The organism is Streptomyces sp., assembly GCF_035563135.1.
Classification (GTDB): Bacteria; Actinomycetota; Actinomycetes; order Streptomycetales; family Streptomycetaceae; genus Streptomyces.
The window spans coordinates 1-19,209 of sequence record NZ_DATMVN010000873.1 but is presented as its reverse complement, the minus strand read 5'-3'; the positions used below and the strand labels follow the sequence as shown (position 1 = coordinate 19,209).

Here is a 19,209-nt window from a genome sequence, read left to right as displayed (position 1 = left end):
AACTTCGTGCCGCTCAACACGGCCGATGACTGGCTGCACTTCGCCCTCGGCATCGGCATGATCACGTTGGGTGCCGCGCTGACCCGTCGCCGCACGAGCACCCCGGGGGTGTGAGGCCATGCCCGCCAGGAAGATGCTGTTCGCCGCCGCAGGACTTGCCACCGGGGCCCTCGTCCTGCGCCGCCTGACCGCACGCGACACGGAGCCCGCCGGCCAGGACCGCTGGCTGGTGGTGACGGTCCAGTGCGACCCCGATGAGGTCCAGCCCGGCAAGCTGCCGGCGCCCCTGCAGGACTTCGGTGACCGGATCGAGACGCGGATCACCCCGGCGCCCGGCGACCGCGGTACCGAGATCGCCGTCCGGTTCAGGGAGCCGCAGCCCGAGGGCACCCACTCCGTCATCGCCCGGATCTCCGGTGACGATCCGCGACAGGACCTGCGCCTGGCCCTGCGCGAGGCCAAGGCACTGCTGGAGACCGGCGAGATCATGCGGGCGGATGCGCCGCCCACCACCCATGACACACCTGGCGGGAAGCTGATCGGCTTGCTGAGCCGGCGCGCAGGTGGGGAGGGAGTGCTGTGAAGGCCCTGTGCTGGGAAGGCGTCAACAAGCTCTCCGTCGAGCAGGTGCCCGACCCGATCCTACGCAACGACCAGGATGTGATCGTCCGACTGGTCGCGGGCACCACCTGCGGATCGGATCTCCACCTCATCGGCGGCTACATCCCGTTCATGCGGGCCGGTGACGTGATCGGCCACGAGTTCGTCGGTGAGATCGTCGAGGTCGGGTCCGCAGTGCGGCGGCACTCGGTGGGCGACCGGGTGGTCGTCTGCTCGTTCGTCGGCTGTGGGCGCTGCTGGTACTGCACCCACGACCTGTGGTCCCTGTGCGACAACACCAACACCAACCCCGGGATCGGCCAGGCTCTCTTCGGCGCCGACACCGGCGGCATCTTCGGCTACTCGCACGCCATGGGCGGGCTGCGCGGGAGCCACGCCGAGTACGTGCGCGTCCCGTTCGCGGACTACGGCGCGTTCACCATCCCCGAAGGCGTCGACGACGCGAGCGCACTGTTCGTGTCCGACTCCGTGCCGACGGGCTGGATGGGTGCGGACCTGGGCGGGGTGAAGCCCGGTGACGTGGTCGCCGTGTGGGGGTGCGGCGCCGTGGGGCAGATGGCGGCCCGCGCCGCGATCCTGCTCGGAGCGGAGCGGGTCATCTCCATCGACCGGATCCCCGAGCGGCTGGAGATGACGGAACGGTTCGTCGGCAGTGAGGTCATCGACTACACGAGCACCGACGTCGGGGCTGAACTGCGGGAGCGCACCGGCGGCCGTGGCCCGGACGTGTGCATCGAGGCGGTCGGCATGGAGGCGCACAGCGACGGCCCGATGCACCTCTACGACCAGGTCAAACAGCAACTGCGGCTCCAGACGGACCGCCCCACCGCCGTCCGGCAGGCCGTCCACGCCTGCCGCAAGGGCGGCACGGTCTTCGTGCTCGGCGTCTTCGCCGGCGCCGTCGACAAGTTCCCACTCGGCGCGGTGATCAACAAGGGGCTGACCCTGCGGGGCGCCCAGATGCACGGCCAGCGCTACATCCCCATGCTGCTGGACCGTATCGCCGCCGGGGAGCTGAGCACGTCCCATCTGGCGACGCACAGCGTCACTCTGGACGAGGCGCCCACCGCGTACGACATGTTCAAGCACAAGTCCGACGGCTGCGTCCGCGCGGTCATCCGGCCCGGACACTGAGGGGCCGGGACGGGGGCGGGAAGCGGCAGCCTTCCCGCCCCCGTCCCGCGAGCCGTGGAGGGTGACGGACGGGGGTTCGGCCAGGACGTCCTGCACCGTCGGCCCAGGCGCTGACCTCTCCCGCCGGGGCCGGGCGGGTCAGGCCACGTGGACCTTCGGGCCGTCCGGCGTGAGGGTCGCGATCTGGCCGCGGCCACAGTGCACGACCAGCTCCCCGAGGCCGCGCCGGTCCATCTCGTCCAAGAACGCGCTCAGCGGCGACTTCATCACGCTGTAGTCGTCGTAGTGCACAGGAAGCGCGAACCGCGGGCCCAGTCGCCGGACGAGTTCCGCACCCTGCTGCCCGTCCATGGTGACCACCAGGCCGCCCGGCAACTGCGTGCCGCCCAGGTGCACGACCGCCACGTCCGTGTCCGGGTAGCGGCGGGAGATCTCGTCGACTCCGTCGAAGAGGAGCGTGTCGCCGGAGACGTAGACGCGCAGCCGCACCGGTCCGCCCGCAGGGCCGAACTCGAGCATGCTTCCCATGACTCGCGGCAGCAGGCCGCGCATGAGGCCGAGGGCGTGACGGCCGGGCATAGCGATCAGGCGCACCTGGTGGCCGTCCTTGACGAGGGTGCGGTGCTCCCAGTCGCGCAGCCCCGCGGCGCGGCGGAAGCCCTGGAGGGACCGCAGGACCCGTGCCGCCTGCGGGGTGGTGAGGATGGGCAGGGCACGGTCGAGGTTCCTGCGGGCCACCCGGTCCCAGTGATCGCCGTGCAGGTGGGACAGGACGACGGCGTCGAGGTCGGGGAGCTGGTCGACGGTGAGCGCCGGTTCCTTGAGCCGTCTCGTCAGCAGTCCGTAACCCAGGTGGGCGTGCTGCCCGCGGTGCAGGAAGTTCGGGTCGGTGAGCAGGGTCAGCGGTCCGTAGCGCAGCAGCAGGGTGGCGTTGCCGACGAACTGGACCTGCACCGGCGTATCTCCTGACGACGTCATGGGTGCTCCTCTCGTACGGCGTCCTCCGGTAGAGGGGTAACCCGGTTTCCAGCGCTCCACACCCGGGCGGGCTCCTGAACGTGATAAACCGACGCGAACGGGCACTCGCTTCCGTAGGGCAGGGCCGCCCGCACCGTCGTCGGCACCAGGAACGGACAGCTGGATGAACCGTCTCGATCGTCTCGCCTTCCGCGCTGCCGGTGCAGCAGCCCGTCGGCGCGGCAGCCGACCGGCTCTGCACCCTGATGGGGTGATCGTGGCGGGCCGCATCGAGGTGCCCGCGCGAGCGACGGGCTGGGACGTGCCGTGGCTGGACACCTCCGGTTCGTACGCGGTGACGGCTCGCTGGTCGCGCGCCGCCGGGCTCCCCCGGCCCCTGCCGGACGGGGCGGGGCTGGCGCTGAGGGTGGCGGACGCCGGTGGACCTGGCCGTCCCCTGGACCTGCTCCTGACGACCAGCGGCCGGGGCCGCTGGTCTCGCCACGTGCCGCTTCCCCGCACGTCCGCCACCGCCGGCCCGTACTCCACGCTCCTGCCGTACGTCATCGGCGGACGACGTGGGCTACTGGCCGTGTTCCCGGAACCCGGGACCCCGCGGATTCCCACCGACCCGGTCGCGGTGGGAGCCGCCACCGCCGTGCGGTCCCTCGCATTCAGGCTCTGCATCGGGACGGGCGCGGCCTGGCGGCCCCTGGCCCGGCTGACCCTGCTCGGCGAGGATCCCGCCGCACGGTCCCAGGACGACGAGGCGTTCGACCCCTACCGCAACCTGCTGCCCGACCTCCACCCCGTGGACCGCCTGCGCACACTGCGTGTCGCCGCCTACGCGGGCTCCCGCGCCGGACGGCACGCGGGGTCCCCCGGCTGAGCCCCGGCCGTGCCGGGGCCGGGTGCCTCAGCCGCCGAGTTTGCCGACCGCGTCGTCCAGCGAGGTCACCATCAGGGTCAGGTCCTGCGGGGTGGGGTATGCGGTGCCCAGCCGGTCCACGAGCTCCGCCCGTGTCAGCACCACCACCGCACCGCGGAGATCGTCGCCGTGGAGGGCGGCCTGGCCGGCCACTCGGGCACGGCCCTCCAGAAGGACCAGGGCGGAGTCGTCGTCCGCCGCGTCCAGCAGCTCGCGGACCAGAGCCTCGTCGATCATCATGTGTTCCCTTCCTGCTCTCGGTTCTCCGCTTTTGAGCCGCCGTCGCGGCGCGGTCCAGCCGTCCTTGCCCATGGCCTTGCGGACGGCGTCCCCTGGTGCGGTTCATCAGTGCCGTGACGGGCCCGAAAGCCGTGCTCGCCTGGCCCGACCCGACGCCGGGATACGGCCGCGTCGCTGCTGTGGCGGCGGATGCGGACAAGCTCTTGGCGTTCCTCGGCACGTGCGTGCTCTTGAGCACTCGTGCGCAGCTTCAGCAGCCGGGGCAGGAACGGCGGGACGTCGCTGTCGCCGTCGTCCAGTTCCGACAGCATCTCCTTCACCGCCCTCTCCTCCGTTTCACCGGCCGTAGGCGTTCCTTCGGGGCAGGGGCCCGACATCGGGGTGGCGGCCGGGGCGGACGGCGGCGTGGCGCTGCCCGGGTCCCGGACCGCCGCGTGCGGCAAGCGCGTCGGCGACGGCTCCGGTAGCGAAGGCGTAGACGGCCTTGTGCAGCACGTCGATGACGAGCTCCCCGCGAGGCCACGTGGAAGGCGGGGCACCGACTCCCGTGGCGTTTTCGAGGATCTGGTCGTTGGTGAGGCGCACGACGGCGAACTTCGCCGAGGCGACCGGACCGCGCAGTCCGGCATGCGCCATGACGGAGCGCAGCACGCCCAGGAGGGCGGCCTGACCGAAGTGCATGGCCCAGTTGACCGGGAGAGGCTGCTTTCCGGGATGTTCGGGCATACCGGTCAGGCGCTGGAGCACCCGCGCGGGCACGTGGGAGTCGGGCCGTCCGGTGACGGCTTGCTCGAGTTTTTCGCCGAGAGTCATCACGACACCGCCGGCGGTGCCCGCGATCAAACCTTGCCACAGTGCGCGCTTGATCATGTCCCGCAGAGTACCCAGAACCGCGGCTTTGACGCATGCGGTCGCGCACGCCGACGCCCGGTCGCCTGGCGGTCCACCCGGATGCTGCCGTCGGTGGGCTCGTCGCCGTGCGCGGGGGTAGGCGTACCCGTGGCAGGCGGAATTCGTCTCAGGAAGGCAGCCCCCTTATGCGTGCACCGGTCCACCGGCACCCTGTTCGCCAGTCGTGGCCCGAGTCGCGCAGGTCGATGGTGGTGTGCGGCGTGATCGGGGTGGCCGTGATGGCTGCGGTCGACGAAATCGTCTTCCACCAGATTCTGGGCTGGCACCACTTCTATGACCGCTCCACCACCAGCGTGGGTCTGATGTCGGACGGCTTGCTCCACACCGCCGAGCTCCTGGCTCTGGTCGTCGGGTTCTTCCTCTACGCGGATCTGCGACGTCGCCGCGCTCTGGCCCCGGCCCACGCGTGGGCCGGCTTCTTCCTCGGCCTCGGCATCTTCCAGCTCTTCGACGGAGTCGTGGATCACAAACTGCTGCGCCTTCACCAGATCCGCTACGGCGTGGACATCACCCCCTACGACTGGGCCTGGAACCTCGCCGCTGCGGTCCTGCTCCTGATCGGCTCGGTTCTGGCCATCCGCGCGGCCCGTTCCGGGCGGACCGAGCCGTCGTGACACCAGCGCAGGCCCACCTCCACTCGGTCACGGGCTATGGCCTGGTCGAACCGGTCATCGCGGTGGCCGCGCTGCTGGCGGCAGGCGCCTACGCGCTGGCCGCAGGACGTCTGCGGCGCCGGGGAGACATCTGGTCCCGGTGGCGCGGGGCGCCCTTCACCGCCGGGAGCGCCGCTGTGGCCTGGGCGGCGGTGGGCCCGGCACCGGGCGGGCCTTTCACCGCCCACATGACACAGCACCTGATCGTCGGCATGACGGCCCCGCTGCTGATCGTCCTGGCCCGCCCCCTCACTCTGACGCTGCGCATCCTGTCCCCGGCGTCGCCCGCCGGGTTCTGCTGACCCTTGCGCACTCACGTCCCGCCGGCTGGCTGACCTTCCCGCCGCTGGCGGCTCTGCTCGATGTCGGAGGACTGTGGCTGCTGTACCGAACAGAACTGTTCTCAGCCATGCAGCAACGGCCCCTGCTCCATACCGTGGTGCACGCGCACGTCCTGGCCGCCGGGTTGCTGCTCACCTTCGCCGTGTGCCGGCTCGACCCGGTGCGCCGCCGCTGGGGTCTGCCCCTGCGCGGAACGACCCTGCTGGCCGCCGGCGCCGCGCACGCCGTGCTCGCCAAATCCCTGTACGCAGCGCCGCCGCCCGGCACCGCCTTCCGCACCGCCGACCTGCACACCGGTAGCCAGGTCATGTATTACGGCGGTGACCTGGTGGAAGCCGCGATCGCGACTGTGCTCGCCACCTCCTGGTACCAGTTCACCGGCCGCGTCCAGACGCAACGGCGGCGCCGGGCGGATGCGGGCCGCAGACCACGAGCGGCGACCGGCGCAGCGGGCGGGCCGGGAACGGCTGTCCGTGCCACCGACCGGTACCGAGGCCGTGCCGGCACAGCACGACACGCCTATGACGGTCGGCAGGCTGAAGGGCAGGACGTTCGGTTCCGCGAGCGTCATGAAGACGGACTGGCAAAGGGAAACGGTACGGCGGCAGGGGGCACTCGCCAGTCGCCGACGCCGTCGGTGATGCGCCGTCAGCTGTGATGCCGCCCGCGATGACCAAGGGACGGTCTGCCCTTCGTGTCGTGCGGGAGCCGGCGGCCCGTCCGTGAGCGGGATCGAGCTCTCTCCGTCAACAGTGCCGGTCTCGTTCGCCGTCGATCGCTGTTATTCACTGTGGGACGACCGCACATGCAGGGGGGGGTCCGCCTGTTCAAAGCCACTTTCTTCACTGTCCGTCCTTTGGATCGCTGCGCTCCGGCGGTTCGGCTCGTGAACCGTCGCCTGCGGCAGCGTGGTCCGCGAAGGGTGGCTGCCAGATCGTTTCCCCTATCGGTGAACGGTTACATGGGGCTCATGACCCACATGCCGGATATCGCCGGTCGTGTCCGCTCGTGGAGCCGGGCAGCGGACGCTGGAACGCGTACTGTCAGCGAGGCCGTGCCCGGCGGGATCAGCCGGGGCACGGACCGTCCGGAGTGCGCGCCGCCCTGGCTCGCTTCGCCGGGTGTTTCCGCAGGCGGTTCGAGCGGTGCCCCAACCGCAGGGAGAGAATCGCCCCGCACACGTCGTCCGGCCCGCCCCGCGCATTCCTCGGCGGGGCGGACACCGGTCGGTACCTGTCGGGTGCGGGGCTCTGCGCGACCCGCTGTCCCTTTCCTCGGCACGTCTACAACCGACCGTTTGCGGGGTACGGCAATCCCACCCGGAAGCGATAGACGCGAACGCCGCTTCTCACGACGAGGCGGGACGCCAGGTGTTTACGCGGGTTCAACCATCAACACCATTCAATGGAGGTTGCTGCTGTGGATCGTCACGCGAGCGAGGAAGGCACCCGCCTGCACAAGGTCGGAAAAGCCTTTCGGCGGATGAGCAGGGTCTATGCGCCGCAGGAAGAGCGCCACCTCGGCGGGCATCTCGGGGCCGTTGTCGCCTTCGGCGCGTACACGGTGGCCTGGGATGCAGTGGTCGCCGTGCGGAAGACGAAGCTCCCGGAGCGCCCGGTCGCACAGGATCTCCTGCTGACGGCGACTGCTGTGTTCCGTCTGGGCCGGCTGCTCAGCAAGGGGTCCGTACGGCGCGGTTCCCTGGAGATCCACGGACCGGGATGGAGGCCATGGAGCCGGGTGACCACCCCGATCAGCCCTGGGGAGAATCCGGGGAGTTTCGACCGGCGGCCCCGCCGCTGCACACACCGGTGCTGTGACCGCATAGGTGCACCGGCCTGGGGTCAGGCTGCGTAGGCGAGAGGGCGCCCGCCCCGGCGGATGCCTTTCCGCTGTCGATGAGGGGCCGGGACGACAACTCGTCGGCCACCGTCACCAGGCCTCTGTGGTGGGAGCGAAGGGCGGACCACCCTGGAAGGGCTTCGCCGCATGCGCCAGGAGCGTTCGGCCACGGGCGCCGGTCCCCTGGGCCGGGCTCGGGGTGGAGAGGCGCAGGGCCCCGCACGGAACCGGAAGGCCCGGGGTCCACGCGCGGGGCCGCGCTCACGGGCAGGCCGGCAGACCGCGCGGTCAGGGTGTGCGTACCCGTACCGTCCTGCCTGCCTGCCACTGGAGTACTGTCTGCAAGCTCTTGTCCTCACGCACCCGTCCACGGCCGCTTGTGCGGGAGTTCGGACCGGGCGGAGCCGCGTCGCTTCCAAAGCCGTCTCACCGGCGGGGTGGCCGGTCAGACGATGGCGAGAGTGCTCACGCCGTCCAGCTGCGTCAGCCCTGCCGAAGTGAGGCAGGGGGTGAGGTTGGTCAGATCCGGAATGATGGCGACGGTGACGTTGACGAGATGACCGGCGTAGCGGCCGCTTTGCACCGTGCCTACGGATGTGTAGACCTGGGTCAGCCCTGCGGCGCTGATGTCGATGCCCGTGACCTGCACGGTGGACTGCTGTGTACTGCCGTTGACGAGGTGCCAGACCAGCGTGGCGGTTGCAGTGCTCGGGAACGCGATGCACGTGGCGTCGGGGACGGTACTGCCCTCGCTGTAGGTCACTGCGGTGACACCGTCGTTCACCGGGCAGGAGCCGTAGGAACCGGTCGACGTGTAAGTGACGGTCTGCGGGACGAGCTGTTTCAGCCCGGGGCTGTAGGTGGTGAGCTGTTGCCCCACACACGTGATCGGAGGAGCGGCTGATGCCGTTCCGGCCCACAAGGGGACTGAGAGCAGGGCTGCGAGGGCAGCAATGGCCGATCTGCTGAGCCGGCGTTCCATGGGGTTCTTCCCTTCCGCCGTTCTGGTCGGTGCGGCAGCTGCTCGGGGCGCCTCCAGCCGTGGGCACTACGAGCGGAAGACGCTCAGCTGCGTTCGGAGATGAGTTCATCGGACATCTCGCGGGCCTCGCTTCCATATCCGGGGCCCGCGGAGCGAACGGGTGTTCCCGGGCCGGTGACCATTGGCTCGGTCGACCTCCGGTGCCGGGAATCAAGCTCTGCGACGTGTGTACGTTGTCACGGGACAGGCAGCCGCGTATATGGCCCCTTCGGGGGGCGCGCACACCTCCCCCTGGGGGGACGCACCCCTCCCCCGCTCGTCCACACCCCCGGGTGCCCGTTCGCGTCCGGCAGCGCGAAGGACGGGCCGCTGAGGCATCACCGGCGAGGACATCGACGAGGTGCGCCTGCGCGCAGCGGAACTTCCCAGGATGCTCCGGCCGTCCTGGATCCTGAGGCTGCTGCCGGCCGACGTCCCGCACCAGCCGCGAATCGGCGGCGTCCGTCGTGCCTGCGTAAACCTGATGCTCGTCCCCGGCGGCCCGATCGGGCCGCCGGCAGGCCGCCCGCCCCATGAGCGACAGCCATTTCCGCAGCCAACTGGAGGCGCTGCCGGTCTTCGTGGACGCCGACCGTGCAACCAGACCCTTGGCGCACTTCGCACGCTTCGTCGACGCGCACACCGTTCCGGTCGACCACACCCGCCGACGGGGGCGTCGAGTTGATCCTCGACGCGGCCGGGCATCGCGAGATCTGCCGCAGTTCCGGCAGCCGCCAGTCAGTTCACACCGGTGCATCAGGAGCGGGCCCGCCGGCAGGTACGCCGCCTGCTGCTGGGGGCCGTGCCCTTACCAAGGGAACCACGCACCCGCACGGGCTCACCGCTTCACCTGCCGGCTGCGCCTTCCTGCGCGTCCAGTGCGTGAGATCGGGCCGGGCGGACGCCCACGCCGCTCGGCCCTCCACAAGCCGCCCACGGTCAAGGACTCCGCTGGCCGGGCATGGACGCCACGACCACCGGAGACGGCGGCGGCGCAGGAGCAGCCACCATGGCCTGCACAAGAGCCGACAGCACCTCGCCGCGCTGCTCCTGAGTCAGACCGCCATCGGCAATCAGGCGTTCGGCAGCCAGGTACCGCGACAGCTCCAGCGGCTGATCGAAATACGACCGCAGGTGAGTTGCCGCTGCCTCCTGCGAGCGGATGAACGTCTTGGCGACGAAGCCCGAGAGAGCCGCGGAGACCGCCCCCAGTCCGCCGGCGACGATGGCACCCGCCGTCGTGCTCGCGTTCAGCGCCAGCAGGACGAAGAGGATCAGGAGGGCGAACCCGGCCCCCATCGCGACCTGGGCGTTGCGAAAGGAGACCTTGGCCTGGCTCGTGGCGATGTCGTGGTACAGCGTGAGCCGTGCGTGAGTAGTCGTCCACAACTCAGCCAGAGCAAGGGCACCTTGCGGCCGGGGCAGGCCGTCGCCTGCACCCGCGGGATCTGCGTCCGGGAGCGGCTCGGTCCGGACGTCGGGCAACGGCACAGTGCGGCCATTCGCTGCGTGTCTCTCACCGGTTTCGGCTGCGACGGCGGCCCGGTGACTTCCCGCGGGCATGCCGCGAAGGGCTTGCTCCAGCTCTCCCTCGGCGCGATTCAGGCGCTCTCGGCTTCGGTTGACCGTTGCCCGCTCGCGGTCTCCGATCGAAACCAGCTTCTGGCTGACAGCGATCGTCGTAAGAGCAACCGCAACGGTACTGAGAAACGACCCGAACGCCCCCCAAGAGGTGAGGTTCACCTGCTGGAATATCCAGTCCCAGGCGAACACGACTGCAAGAACACCTGTGGTCACGAGGCTGGGGCGAGGAGGCCCTGAGGTGCTCGTCCCAAGAACCGACTCCGCTGTTGTGGCTCCGGGCGGTCGGGATCAGTGGTGGTCGGCATGGATCACGAGAATGCCGGTACCGCACGGGAGACGCCAGCTGTTCAGCCCATTTCACACGGAAGCACGTGCGGTCCCAGCACACTGTCCGGCCAACGCGCGAGGCTCCTCCCGCACCTGGGCGCGGGAGGAGCCTCGGCACTGCTTCCGGTCCGGCGCTACAGGCCCCGATCCCGGTTCCATCGGCTCACGCTCATCGCGTAGAAGACGTTCCCGATCCCCATCGTGAACATGAACAACCAGAAGTGGGCCCAGAACGACTGACGTCGGCGCCGAACGCCGAAGCCGCCGGCGACCGCCGACGCCGAAGCGGACGAGGACGCCGCCACGTTGTTGTTGATGATGATCGGAGGCATCCCGGCCGGGGGAGGCTGCTGGTCCGGAGCTGTCGTCATGAGGTCATTCCTCTGTGCGAAGTACAGGGTGCGGACGCACGGTAGAGCCACACCGCTGATCACCGAGGCGGAATCACCCTCACGTCACCCGGTCGGGGGGTCCCTCGCCTCCCTGCTCCTTCTCCGGGTCCGTCCTGGCCCCCGGCCGTTTCGGCCGAGCCGCGACGTACCGGTCCGCCGAAACACCAGGCCACCGTGGGCGCGAGTGACGCGCCTGAGGCACCGGAACCGGAAGGCCGGGTGTTTACGGTGGGCACGCCCCTTGCTGGGGGCGAAGCCACTGGTTCAGGTGGAACGGCCTTGGAAGACCCCGGCGTCTGCGGCCAGACCGGAGCGCCGGCAGAAGCCGGATCATCTCCCGGCCCCTCGCCGTTGCCGGCCTTCGTCCGGGCGACGAAGTGCTCGAGGCCACCAGGCTCGGGAGGCGTTCCTGGGGGCGTTCTCGCAGACGTGAGCACGGACCTCGATCCGCTGGTCAGAAGCCGGCTCCCATGGGTCGGCCTGGCCCCTGGCGCACTGCCCGGCCGCCGGACCGGTCCCAGGGCCGTTCACAGCCCCGGTCCCCCGTCAGCTGCGGGGAATCTCTCCCGGGCACGCTTCAGATCCGTCGTTCCGGGTGACCCCCGCCGCTGGCCCCCCGGTCAGACCTTGCGTGGCGGAAGCGGGCGCAGGGCCGGGCCTTGCAGGACCTCGCCGTCGATGCCGAACCGCGAACCGTGGCAGGGGCACTCCCACACGGTTTCCGCCTCGTTGAAGGCGACCAGGCAGCCGAGGTGTGTGCAGCGCGCCGACACGGCGTGGGCCGCCCCTTCCTCATCGCGATAGACGGCGCAGCGCCGTCCCTCGACCCGGACGACCGCGCCCGAACCGGGGGCGATCTCGGTCACTGAGTCGACGTGCGTGGTCTTCAGCCTGTCACCCACGAAGTGCCGGGCGACCTCCGCCTGCTGTTTCAGCAGCGTCGCGCCCTCCCGGACCGTGCTCCACAGACGACGCGGGTCGTACAGCTCCGCCCATTCGGGTTTCGTACCGGTGAGTGTCGATGCCAGCAGCTGACCGGCCATGGCACCCCCGCTCATGCCCCAGCCGCCGAATCCGGTCGCCACGTACACATGGCGCGCCCCCGGGTGGAAGGGGCCGACCAGGGGCACACCGTCACTCACCTCGTTGTCCTGGGCGGCCCACCGGTATGCCGTGTCGCCGACCGGGAAATGCTCATGCATCCACGCGTCCAGCCGCAGGAACCGCTCGTGGCTGTCACCCGTACCGGGTGTGAAGCTCTCACCTGTGACGATGAGCAGCCGTCGGCCTTCGTCGAGCGGCGCGGTGCGCACCGATCGCTTCCCCATGTCGTTCGTGACGTACATGTGCTCCGGTGCTTCGGTGGCGGGGACAGGAGCGGCGACGACCAGTTCGCGGCGCGGTGACAGCCGGGCGAAGTGGAGTGCCCGGTCGAAGACCGGGTAGTGCGTGGCGACCACGACGTCCTTCGCCGTGATCGTCGCACCCCGCTCGGTCGTCACACGGCACGGGGTCCCCTCGGCGAGGCCGGTGACGCGGGTCCGCTCGTGGATGACACCGCCTCGTGCGGTGATGTCGTCAGCCAGGGCCAGAAGGTACTTGCGCGGGTGGAACTGCGCCTGGTGTGTGACGTGCACCGCTGCGGCCACGGGGAAGGGCAGGTCCGTCTCCGTCACGAAGCCGGCGTCGAGCCCTGCTTCCGCGGCTGCCTCCGCTTCTGCTTCGAACGTGGCGCGTTCTTGCGGGTCGGTGGTGAAGGTCAGAGCCGACGACCGCTCGAAGTCGCAGTCGATGCCCAGTTCCGCCGCCACCGAGGCGACCCGCTTCACCGCTGCTTGCTGGGAGTGGGCGTACCGGCGTGCGCCTTCCTTCCCGCGTGTGCGGCGCAGTCGTTCGTACACGAGGGAATGGGCCGCGGTGAGTTTCGCCGTCGTGTAGCCGGTCACCCCGGCGGCGACACGGTCCGCCTCCAGCACCACCACGCTCCGTCCGGCGCGGGTCAGTTCCCAGGCGGTACTCAGGCCGGCCATGCCTGCCCCGATCACGAGGACGTCCGCCCTCGTGTCGGTGTCCAGTACCGGCCACTGGTTGCCCGGTGCCGTGGCCATCCAGTAGGACTCGGCCATGCCGGGCAGTGCAGCATCTCGTGTGGTCATGGACCACGTGTTCCCTCAGCGGCCGAAAGGAGACATGGTGGACCGGATCTTCCCCTGGGCGGCCCTGACTTTCCCCAGCCGGCCGGTACCACCCCGGCGTCCGGGGCTGGGGTGTCATCGGCTCACCGGGTGGGACTCCAGGGTTCCTGCGTTCCGGACCGGGTTCCAGGACGTCACCCCGGCGTCGCGGACCTCATCTGTCGTCGCGGTCCTTCCCCAAGGGATGTGCGACTCCTTCGTCAGGCTCGAAGACGTCACGTCGGCCTGCTTGCCTGCCCTCGTCCAGCTTCGCGACAGCCGGGTAGTGCAGGTCGAAAGCCGGCGATTCCGAGCGCACCCTGGGCAGGGTGACGAAGTTGTGCCGCGGAGGCGGGCAGGAGGTTGCCCACTCGAGGGAGCGGCCGTAGCCCCAGGGGTCGTCGACGTCGATGCGCTCTCCGGTCCTGGCGGTTTTCCACACGTTGTAGAGGAACGGAAGGGTGGACGCCCCCAGGAGGAAGGCACCGATGGAGGACAGGGTGTTCAGGGCGGTGAAGCCGTCCGCGGCGAGATAGTCGGCGTAGCGGCGGGGCATTCCTTCGGCGCCGAGCCAGTGCATGACGAGGAAGGTGGTGTGGAAGCCGATGAACAGGGTCCAGAAGTGGATCTTGCCGAGGCGTTCGTCGAGCATCGTGCCGGTCATCTTGGGCCACCAGAAATGGAATCCGGCGAATGTGGCGAAGACGACCGTGCCGAAGACGACGTAGTGGAAGTGGGCCACGACGAAGTAGCTGTCGGTCACGTGGAAGTCCAGGGGCGGTGAAGCCAGGATGATGCCGGTCAGTCCGCCGAAGAGGAACGTCACGAGGAAGCCGATCGACCAGAGCATCGGTGTCTCGAAGGACATCGAGCCCTTCCACATGGTGCCGATCCAGTTGAAGAACTTCACTCCGGTGGGTACGGCGATGAGGAAGGTCATGAAGGAGAAGAACGGCAGCAGCACCGCTCCGGTGGCGAACATGTGGTGCGCCCACACGGTCACGGACAGGCCTGAGATCGCGATGGTGGCGCCGACCAGGCCCACGTAACCGAAGACCGGCTTACGGGAGAAGACCGGCAGGATCTCCGTGATGATGCCGAAGAACGGCAGGGCGATGATGTAGACCTCGGGATGCCCGAAGAACCAGAAGAGGTGCTGCCACAGAAGCGCGCCGCCGTTCTCGGGGTTGAACACTTCGGCGCCGAAGCGCCGGTCGGCCTCCAGCACCAGCAGCGCCGCGGCCAGCACGGGGAAGGCCAGCAGGACCAGCACCGAGGTCAGAAGGATGTTCCAGGTGAAGATCGGCATCCGGAACATGGTCATTCCCGGGCCACGCATGCAGATGATCGTGGTGATGAAGTTGACCGCGCCGAGAATGGTGCCGAACCCGGCCAGCGCCAGGCCCATGATCCACATGTCGCCGCCGACGTACGGGGTGCGCTCGCCGCCGCTGAGGGGCGTGTAGGCGGTCCAGCCGAAGTCGGCTGTGCCCTGCGTGGTCAGCAGGCTGCCGAGGACGATCAGCCCGCCGAAGAGGAACAGCCAGAACGACAGCATGTTCAGCCGTGGGAAGGCCACGTCGGGAGCGCCGATCTGCAGCGGCATGATCGCGTTCGCGAAGCCGGCGAACGTCGGGGTCGCGAAAAGCAGCAGCATGATCGTGCCGTGCAGCGTGAAAGTCTGGTTGTACTGCTCGCTCGACAGGATCTGCAGCCCGGGGCGGGCCAGCTCCGCACGCAGCAGCAGCGCCAGCGCGCCACCGACGATGAAGAAGAAGAACGACGCACCCAGATACAGGTGACCGATCTTCTTGTGATCCGTCGTGGTCAGCCAGCTGATGACGACGCTGCCCGGACCTCTGCCTTCAACAGGCACCAAGGTAGGTGGTTCGGTGGTGGATACGGTCACGCTAGGGCTCCCCCCACGGCAACGAACAGCAGTACCAGCACGCCACACGTGCCCGGGAACCGCCGGCAGATGAGGCTTCCTGTTTACCGGCACCGGTACGGTTGCGCGCGCTTATGCCACCTGCGCGTTCGGGTGATGTACCGGCCGGTCGCGCCCGCCGTGCGTCTCGCCGCCCGGACGAGGACCGAACACACGGCGGCACCGCCCTCGCCGCCGCCCCGGCGGCCGGCTGCGCTTCCTCGGAGCGTCCGCGTCGGCCCGTGGTGCCGCTGCCTGCGAGAACGTGGGGGTACTTCCGCTCCTCGCGGGTACCCGCGTCCCGTGGCGCGTCGGTCACGGCTCGCCATGGGCACAGGCCCTTCGATGCAGTGGGAGAGGGAATGCGGCTTCTTGACTTTGCTCAGGCCACAGCTTCCCGGTGTTCCGCCGAGGTGCTGAACGGCCGGTACCGTCTGGACGAATTCCTCGGCAGCGGCGGTGCTGCGGACGTCCACCGGGGTTTCGACCTCCGGTTGAGACGACCGGTGGCGGTCAAGGTCTTCCGGCCCGACGCCGGCATCGACATCGACATCGAGGAGAGCTTGCACAGCGAAGCAGTGATCCTGGCCCGGTTGCACCACCCCGGCCTGGTCACCGCCTACGACGCCGGGCAGCACGACGGACGTGCCTTTCTGGTCATGCAGCTGATCGAAGGCAGCACGCTGAAGAACCGCATCACCCAGGGCCCGTTGTCCCCCGAGGCGACCGCCGCACTCGGCGCCGGCCTCGCACACGCGTTGGCGCACGCACACGAAGCAGGAGTCGTCCACCGGGACGTCAAGCCGTCGAACATCCTGCTGGATGCTGCCCACCACCCCCATCTGGCCGACTTCGGCATCTCCCGGCTGCTGGACGCCACCACCCACACCGCCACCGGCACGCTCATCGGCACCGCCGCCTATCTCTCCCCCGAACAGGTCCTCGGCCGCCCCGTCGGCCGGCCCTCCGACATCTATGCCCTCGGCCTGGTCCTCCTCGAATGCCTCACAGGCAGGCTCGAGTACGACGGCGGCCCCCTTGAAGCCGCGATCGCACGACTGCACCGGCCGCCGGTCCTGCCTCACGGGCTGCCGGACCGACTGAGCATCCTGCTGCGGGACATGACAGCCCTCGACGAACAGGACCGCCCGACAGCCCGCGACTGCGCGCGCACCCTGGCGGCAACGGCCGGCGAAGCCCTCGGCACACCCGGACCGTCGGCGCATGTCACGAGCCTCGTCGCGGGCCAAGAGCCTTCGCGGACGGCCGAGGACACGCACACGAATCCGATGCTCGGTGGAAAACCGCCCGCTGCCCGGACCACGTCCGCGCGCGGGCGCACCCTCATGGCCGGTGCCACCGTCGCACTCGCCGCCGTCACGACAACCGTCCTCACCGTGACCGGCAGCTCCGCACCTCAGGACAACGGCCGGGACACCACCAGGGCCACCGGCGCTCCCGCCGTGGAGCCGGAACGTTCTGCGGGCTCAGGGCAGAAGACCGCCAGGGCACCATCGGCGGCTCCGTCCTCCGGTCCCGGCACCTCCGTCGGCGCGGTGCCCGAAGACGCAGGCGCGTACAGCTCAGCGCCCGAGGCGGCACACACCGCACCGCGCGACCCGGCCACCTCTGCAGCCGCAGCCACGCCCCCAGCCACGACCCCAGCCACAACCCCGACAACAACGCAGGGTGGCACGACGGCCGCACCCCGGCCTCTGCCACCCGGCCAGGCCAAGAAGACAGAAAAGGCCGAGAAGACAGAAAAGGACCAGCAGCAGAAGAAGCCCGGCAGGACGGCCCCGCGTCACTGAGGTCCCAGCGGTCTGCGCGGCCTGCAACGGCTGTACCCCTCGCACGGACAGGTTCGCCATGGCCTGCCCCGGCGGGCGGGGCCGCAGGGACCGGGCCCCGAGTCACACAGGTGCTGGAACCGCCAGTCCGTCCTCACGCACCGGCGGCCCAGGACGGCGCATGTGGCGGCCGCGCCGACGGGGCACACCACGATCGTTTCGAACCACCCGCCTCGCAGGCGCACCCGCACCCCGGCGCCGGACACCGCAGGCGGGCCGGAGACCGGCCGGCTGGAGGAGCGCAGGCTTCCGCCTCCGCCCCGTCGGCGGCGGAGGCATGGACGACGGCCCGGCGCCGGACACCGACTGACTCGAACACCACTTGTGCCCGCACGCGGGGCCCGGTCTCATCGTCACGGCAGCCCGTTCATATGTCGACAACGTTGCCGGAGATCGCAGAGATGGCGCTGGGCGCCGCCGTCGTCGCACCACACGAAGGAGTACGCCGATGCGCCCACGCCCTTCCGCCGCCACACGTCTGTGCATCGCAGCGGTGAGCGCCGTCGCCCTGGCCGTCACCCAGGTACCGCCTGCCTCTGCCCACGGCGCCGGCGGGAAGTGGGCCGCCGCCTGGGGGGCGAGTCAGGTGGCCGGCACCCCGATCCCCGGCAACAGCTGCCCAGCCGGGTCGGGTCTGGAGGACCGGACCGTCCGCAATGTGCTTTTCGTCAGCGCCGGCGGTGACAACGTCCGGGTCCGGCTCGCCAACACCTTCGGTACGCGGCCGGTGAGCGTGGACCGTGTCACCGTCGCTCTCCAGCAGTCCGGGGCCGCGGCCGTTCCGGGCACGCTGCGCACCCTGACCTTCGACGGCCGCAGGGGTACCACGATCACGGCCGGTGAGGACCTCTTCAGCGACCCCCTGCCGATGCGTGTGCGGGCTCTGTCCAGCCTCCTGGTCAGCGTGCACGTGGACGAGGCCACGGGCCCGGTGACGAACCACCCCTTCACCGCTCAGGGCAATTATCTCGCCGCCGGGGACGCGGCCCTCGACACCTCGGGCGCCCGGTACGCGGACACCCCTTGCTGGATGCTGGTGAGCGGCGTCGATGTCCGCGGGAGTGCCCGTACGGCAGGCGCCGTGGTGACGTTCGGCGACTCCATCACCGACACCGCGAGCACCACCGGCAACGCCAACCAGCGCTATCCGGACCACCTCGCCCGCAGGCTGCAGGACCGGGCGGGGCACACCCTGTCGGTGGTCAACGCGGGCCTGGGCGGAAACCGCCTCATCGCCGAGCGGGACGGAGAGCCCTACTACGGCCCGTCAGGGATCTCGCGGGTGGAGCGCGACGCGCTCGGCCAGAGCGGTGTCAGGGCCGTCATCCTGCAGGAGGGCATCAACGACATCGGGTTCGGCGCGTCCGCCGAGGACATCATCGCCGGGTACCGGACGTTCATCGGGAAGGTCCACGCCCGGGGGGTCGCGGTGTACGGCGGGACACTGCTGCCCTTCCGCGGATCGTTCGTGTGGACCCCGGAACGCCAGGCCACCTGGAGCACGGTCAACGACTGGATCCGGTACTCCGGCGCGTTCGACGGAGTGGTCGACTTCGCGTCGGCCACGGCATCGGCCGGTGACCCGCTGACGATGGACCCCGTCTACGACAGCGGGGACGGACTGCACCCCGACGACGCGGGTACCCGGGCGATGGCCGATGCCGTCGACCTGGGCATGCTGCTCGCCCGGTCGGCGCCCGAGGACTCGCCCCGCACCCGGACGCAGCGCCGCTGACCCTGCTGAGCGCTGTGGGCGACGTACGAGGTGAGCAGCAGCCCGGGCCTGTGGGCGCGGGCGGTCCCTCACCCGTCGGAAAGGCGCAGCATGACCTTGCTGCTGCCCCCGGCCGGGTCGGCGGCGACCGCCAGCGCCTCCTCCGCGCGTGCCAGCGGGAAGCGGTGGGTGATCAGCGGACCCAGGTCCAGCCCCTCCTGCAGGGCGAACAGGGCGTCGTCCATCTCCTCGACGAAGCGGTACGACCCGATCCACGTGATCTCACGGGTCACCAGGTCGCCGAGGACCGCCGGTGCGGCCGCTCCGGGCAGGTTGCCGACCTGCACGAGCGTGCCTCCCCGCGCGGTGGCCCGCAGCACGGGGCCCAGGGCGGCCGGGGCTCCGGATGCCTCGAAGACCACGTCGATGTCCTGCGGCAGGACGTCGCCGCGTGCCAGATCACGGGTTTCGTCGGCGCCCATGGCACGGGCCACGGCGAGGGCGGGCGCCGTCAGGTCGGCGGCGATGACGGTGCCCGCTCCGCGGTACCGGGCGGCGGCCACGACGAGGGAGCCGATCGGGCCGGCCCCG

The 19,209-nt window shown here is 70.2% G+C and carries 19 protein-coding genes; 9 read left to right on the top strand and 10 right to left on the bottom strand.

Going from position 1 to position 19,209, the window contains the following annotated elements:
* The first annotated feature begins 118 nt into the window (after positions 1-118).
* Together VN520_RS38630 and VN520_RS38625 are read left to right on the top strand one after the other, a co-directional pair.
* A complete protein-coding gene (locus VN520_RS38630) occupies positions 119-583 on the top strand; it encodes a hypothetical protein (protein WP_325751626.1) in 465 nt (154 codons plus the stop codon).
* On the top strand, positions 580-1,755 hold the full coding sequence (locus VN520_RS38625) for a zinc-dependent alcohol dehydrogenase (RefSeq protein ID WP_325751625.1): 1,176 nt from the start codon (positions 580-582) through the stop codon (positions 1,753-1,755). Before VN520_RS38630 ends, VN520_RS38625 begins: the two co-directional genes overlap by 4 nt.
* A 138-nt stretch (positions 1,756-1,893) precedes the next feature.
* Here VN520_RS38625 and VN520_RS38620 read toward each other — a convergent pair whose 3' ends face one another.
* Positions 1,894-2,733 carry an MBL fold metallo-hydrolase gene (locus tag VN520_RS38620; protein ID WP_325751624.1) on the bottom strand — a complete coding sequence of 280 codons (840 nt, stop codon included), beginning with the start codon at positions 2,731-2,733 and terminating at the stop codon, positions 1,894-1,896.
* A 163-nt stretch (positions 2,734-2,896) separates the two neighbouring features.
* Here VN520_RS38620 and VN520_RS38615 point away from each other — a divergent pair, with 163 nt between their 5' ends.
* Positions 2,897-3,601 carry a phosphodiesterase gene (locus VN520_RS38615; RefSeq protein ID WP_325751623.1) on the top strand — a complete coding sequence of 235 codons (705 nt, stop codon included), beginning with the start codon at positions 2,897-2,899 and terminating at the stop codon, positions 3,599-3,601.
* 27 nt (positions 3,602-3,628) lie between these two features.
* Here VN520_RS38615 and VN520_RS38610 read toward each other — a convergent pair whose 3' ends face one another.
* The 3 genes from VN520_RS38610 to VN520_RS38600 are packed head-to-tail and all read right to left on the bottom strand — an operon-like array spanning position 3,629 to position 4,750.
* Positions 3,629-3,880 (bottom strand): hypothetical protein, encoded by a 252-nt coding sequence (locus VN520_RS38610; protein ID WP_325751622.1) that lies wholly within the window; start codon positions 3,878-3,880, stop codon positions 3,629-3,631.
* Positions 3,877-4,200 (bottom strand): hypothetical protein, encoded by a 324-nt coding sequence (locus VN520_RS38605; protein ID WP_325751621.1) that lies wholly within the window; start codon positions 4,198-4,200, stop codon positions 3,877-3,879. Before VN520_RS38605 ends, VN520_RS38610 begins: the two co-directional genes overlap by 4 nt.
* A 16-nt stretch (positions 4,201-4,216) precedes the next feature.
* Positions 4,217-4,750: a hypothetical protein gene (locus VN520_RS38600; protein ID WP_325751620.1), complete on the bottom strand. Its 534-nt coding sequence runs from the start codon at positions 4,748-4,750 to the stop codon at positions 4,217-4,219.
* Positions 4,751-4,917: 167 nt separating this feature from the next.
* Between VN520_RS38600 and VN520_RS38595 the strand changes: the two genes are divergently transcribed.
* The 4 genes from VN520_RS38595 to VN520_RS38580 all read left to right on the top strand — a co-directional run bounded on the left by VN520_RS38595 (position 4,918) and on the right by VN520_RS38580 (position 7,644).
* On the top strand, positions 4,918-5,406 hold the full coding sequence (locus tag VN520_RS38595; RefSeq protein ID WP_325751619.1) for a DUF2243 domain-containing protein: 489 nt from the start codon (positions 4,918-4,920) through the stop codon (positions 5,404-5,406).
* Entirely contained in the window at positions 5,403-5,747 is a 345-nt protein-coding gene (locus tag VN520_RS38590; RefSeq protein WP_325751618.1) for a cytochrome c oxidase assembly protein, read from the top strand. Before VN520_RS38595 ends, VN520_RS38590 begins: the two co-directional genes overlap by 4 nt.
* Complete coding sequence (locus VN520_RS38585) at positions 5,741-6,445, top strand: cytochrome c oxidase assembly protein (RefSeq protein ID WP_325751628.1); 705 nt, start codon at positions 5,741-5,743, stop codon at positions 6,443-6,445. The genes VN520_RS38590 and VN520_RS38585 overlap by 7 nt, the downstream gene beginning before the upstream one ends.
* An 824-nt stretch (positions 6,446-7,269) precedes the next feature.
* On the top strand, positions 7,270-7,644 hold the full coding sequence (locus VN520_RS38580; protein WP_325751617.1) for a hypothetical protein: 375 nt from the start codon (positions 7,270-7,272) through the stop codon (positions 7,642-7,644).
* 430 nt (positions 7,645-8,074) lie between these two features.
* Here the strand turns inward: VN520_RS38580 and VN520_RS38575 are convergent, their stop codons facing one another.
* The 5 genes from VN520_RS38575 to ctaD all read right to left on the bottom strand — a co-directional run bounded on the left by VN520_RS38575 (position 8,075) and on the right by ctaD (position 15,036).
* Complete coding sequence (locus VN520_RS38575; RefSeq protein WP_325751616.1) at positions 8,075-8,509, bottom strand: hypothetical protein; 435 nt, start codon at positions 8,507-8,509, stop codon at positions 8,075-8,077.
* A gap of 1,080 nt (positions 8,510-9,589) precedes the next feature.
* Entirely contained in the window at positions 9,590-10,423 is an 834-nt protein-coding gene (locus tag VN520_RS38570; protein WP_325751615.1) for a TRADD-N-associated membrane domain-containing protein, read from the bottom strand.
* Between the two features lie 272 nt (positions 10,424-10,695).
* The gene (locus VN520_RS38565; RefSeq protein ID WP_325751614.1) at positions 10,696-10,932 is read right to left on the bottom strand and encodes a hypothetical protein; all 237 of its coding nucleotides are present in this window, start codon (positions 10,930-10,932) and stop codon (positions 10,696-10,698) included.
* A gap of 641 nt (positions 10,933-11,573) precedes the next feature.
* Positions 11,574-13,109, bottom strand: a complete 1,536-nt coding sequence (locus VN520_RS38560) for an FAD-dependent oxidoreductase (RefSeq protein WP_325751613.1) — start codon at positions 13,107-13,109, stop codon at positions 11,574-11,576.
* Positions 13,110-13,302: 193 nt separating this feature from the next.
* A complete protein-coding gene (gene ctaD / locus VN520_RS38555) occupies positions 13,303-15,036 on the bottom strand; it encodes a cytochrome c oxidase subunit I (RefSeq protein WP_414720082.1) in 1,734 nt (577 codons plus the stop codon).
* A gap of 380 nt (positions 15,037-15,416) precedes the next feature.
* Between ctaD and VN520_RS38550 the strand changes: the two genes are divergently transcribed.
* Positions 15,417-16,865 (top strand): serine/threonine-protein kinase, encoded by a 1,449-nt coding sequence (locus VN520_RS38550; RefSeq protein WP_325751612.1) that lies wholly within the window; start codon positions 15,417-15,419, stop codon positions 16,863-16,865.
* Positions 16,866-17,352: 487 nt separating this feature from the next.
* Positions 17,353-18,639, top strand: a complete 1,287-nt coding sequence (locus VN520_RS38545; RefSeq protein ID WP_325751611.1) for an SGNH/GDSL hydrolase family protein — start codon at positions 17,353-17,355, stop codon at positions 18,637-18,639.
* Between the two features lie 68 nt (positions 18,640-18,707).
* Here the strand turns inward: VN520_RS38545 and VN520_RS38540 are convergent.
* Positions 18,708-19,209, bottom strand: a 502-nt coding sequence (locus VN520_RS38540; RefSeq protein ID WP_325751610.1) for a zinc-binding dehydrogenase, incomplete at its 5' end; no start/stop codon positions are given.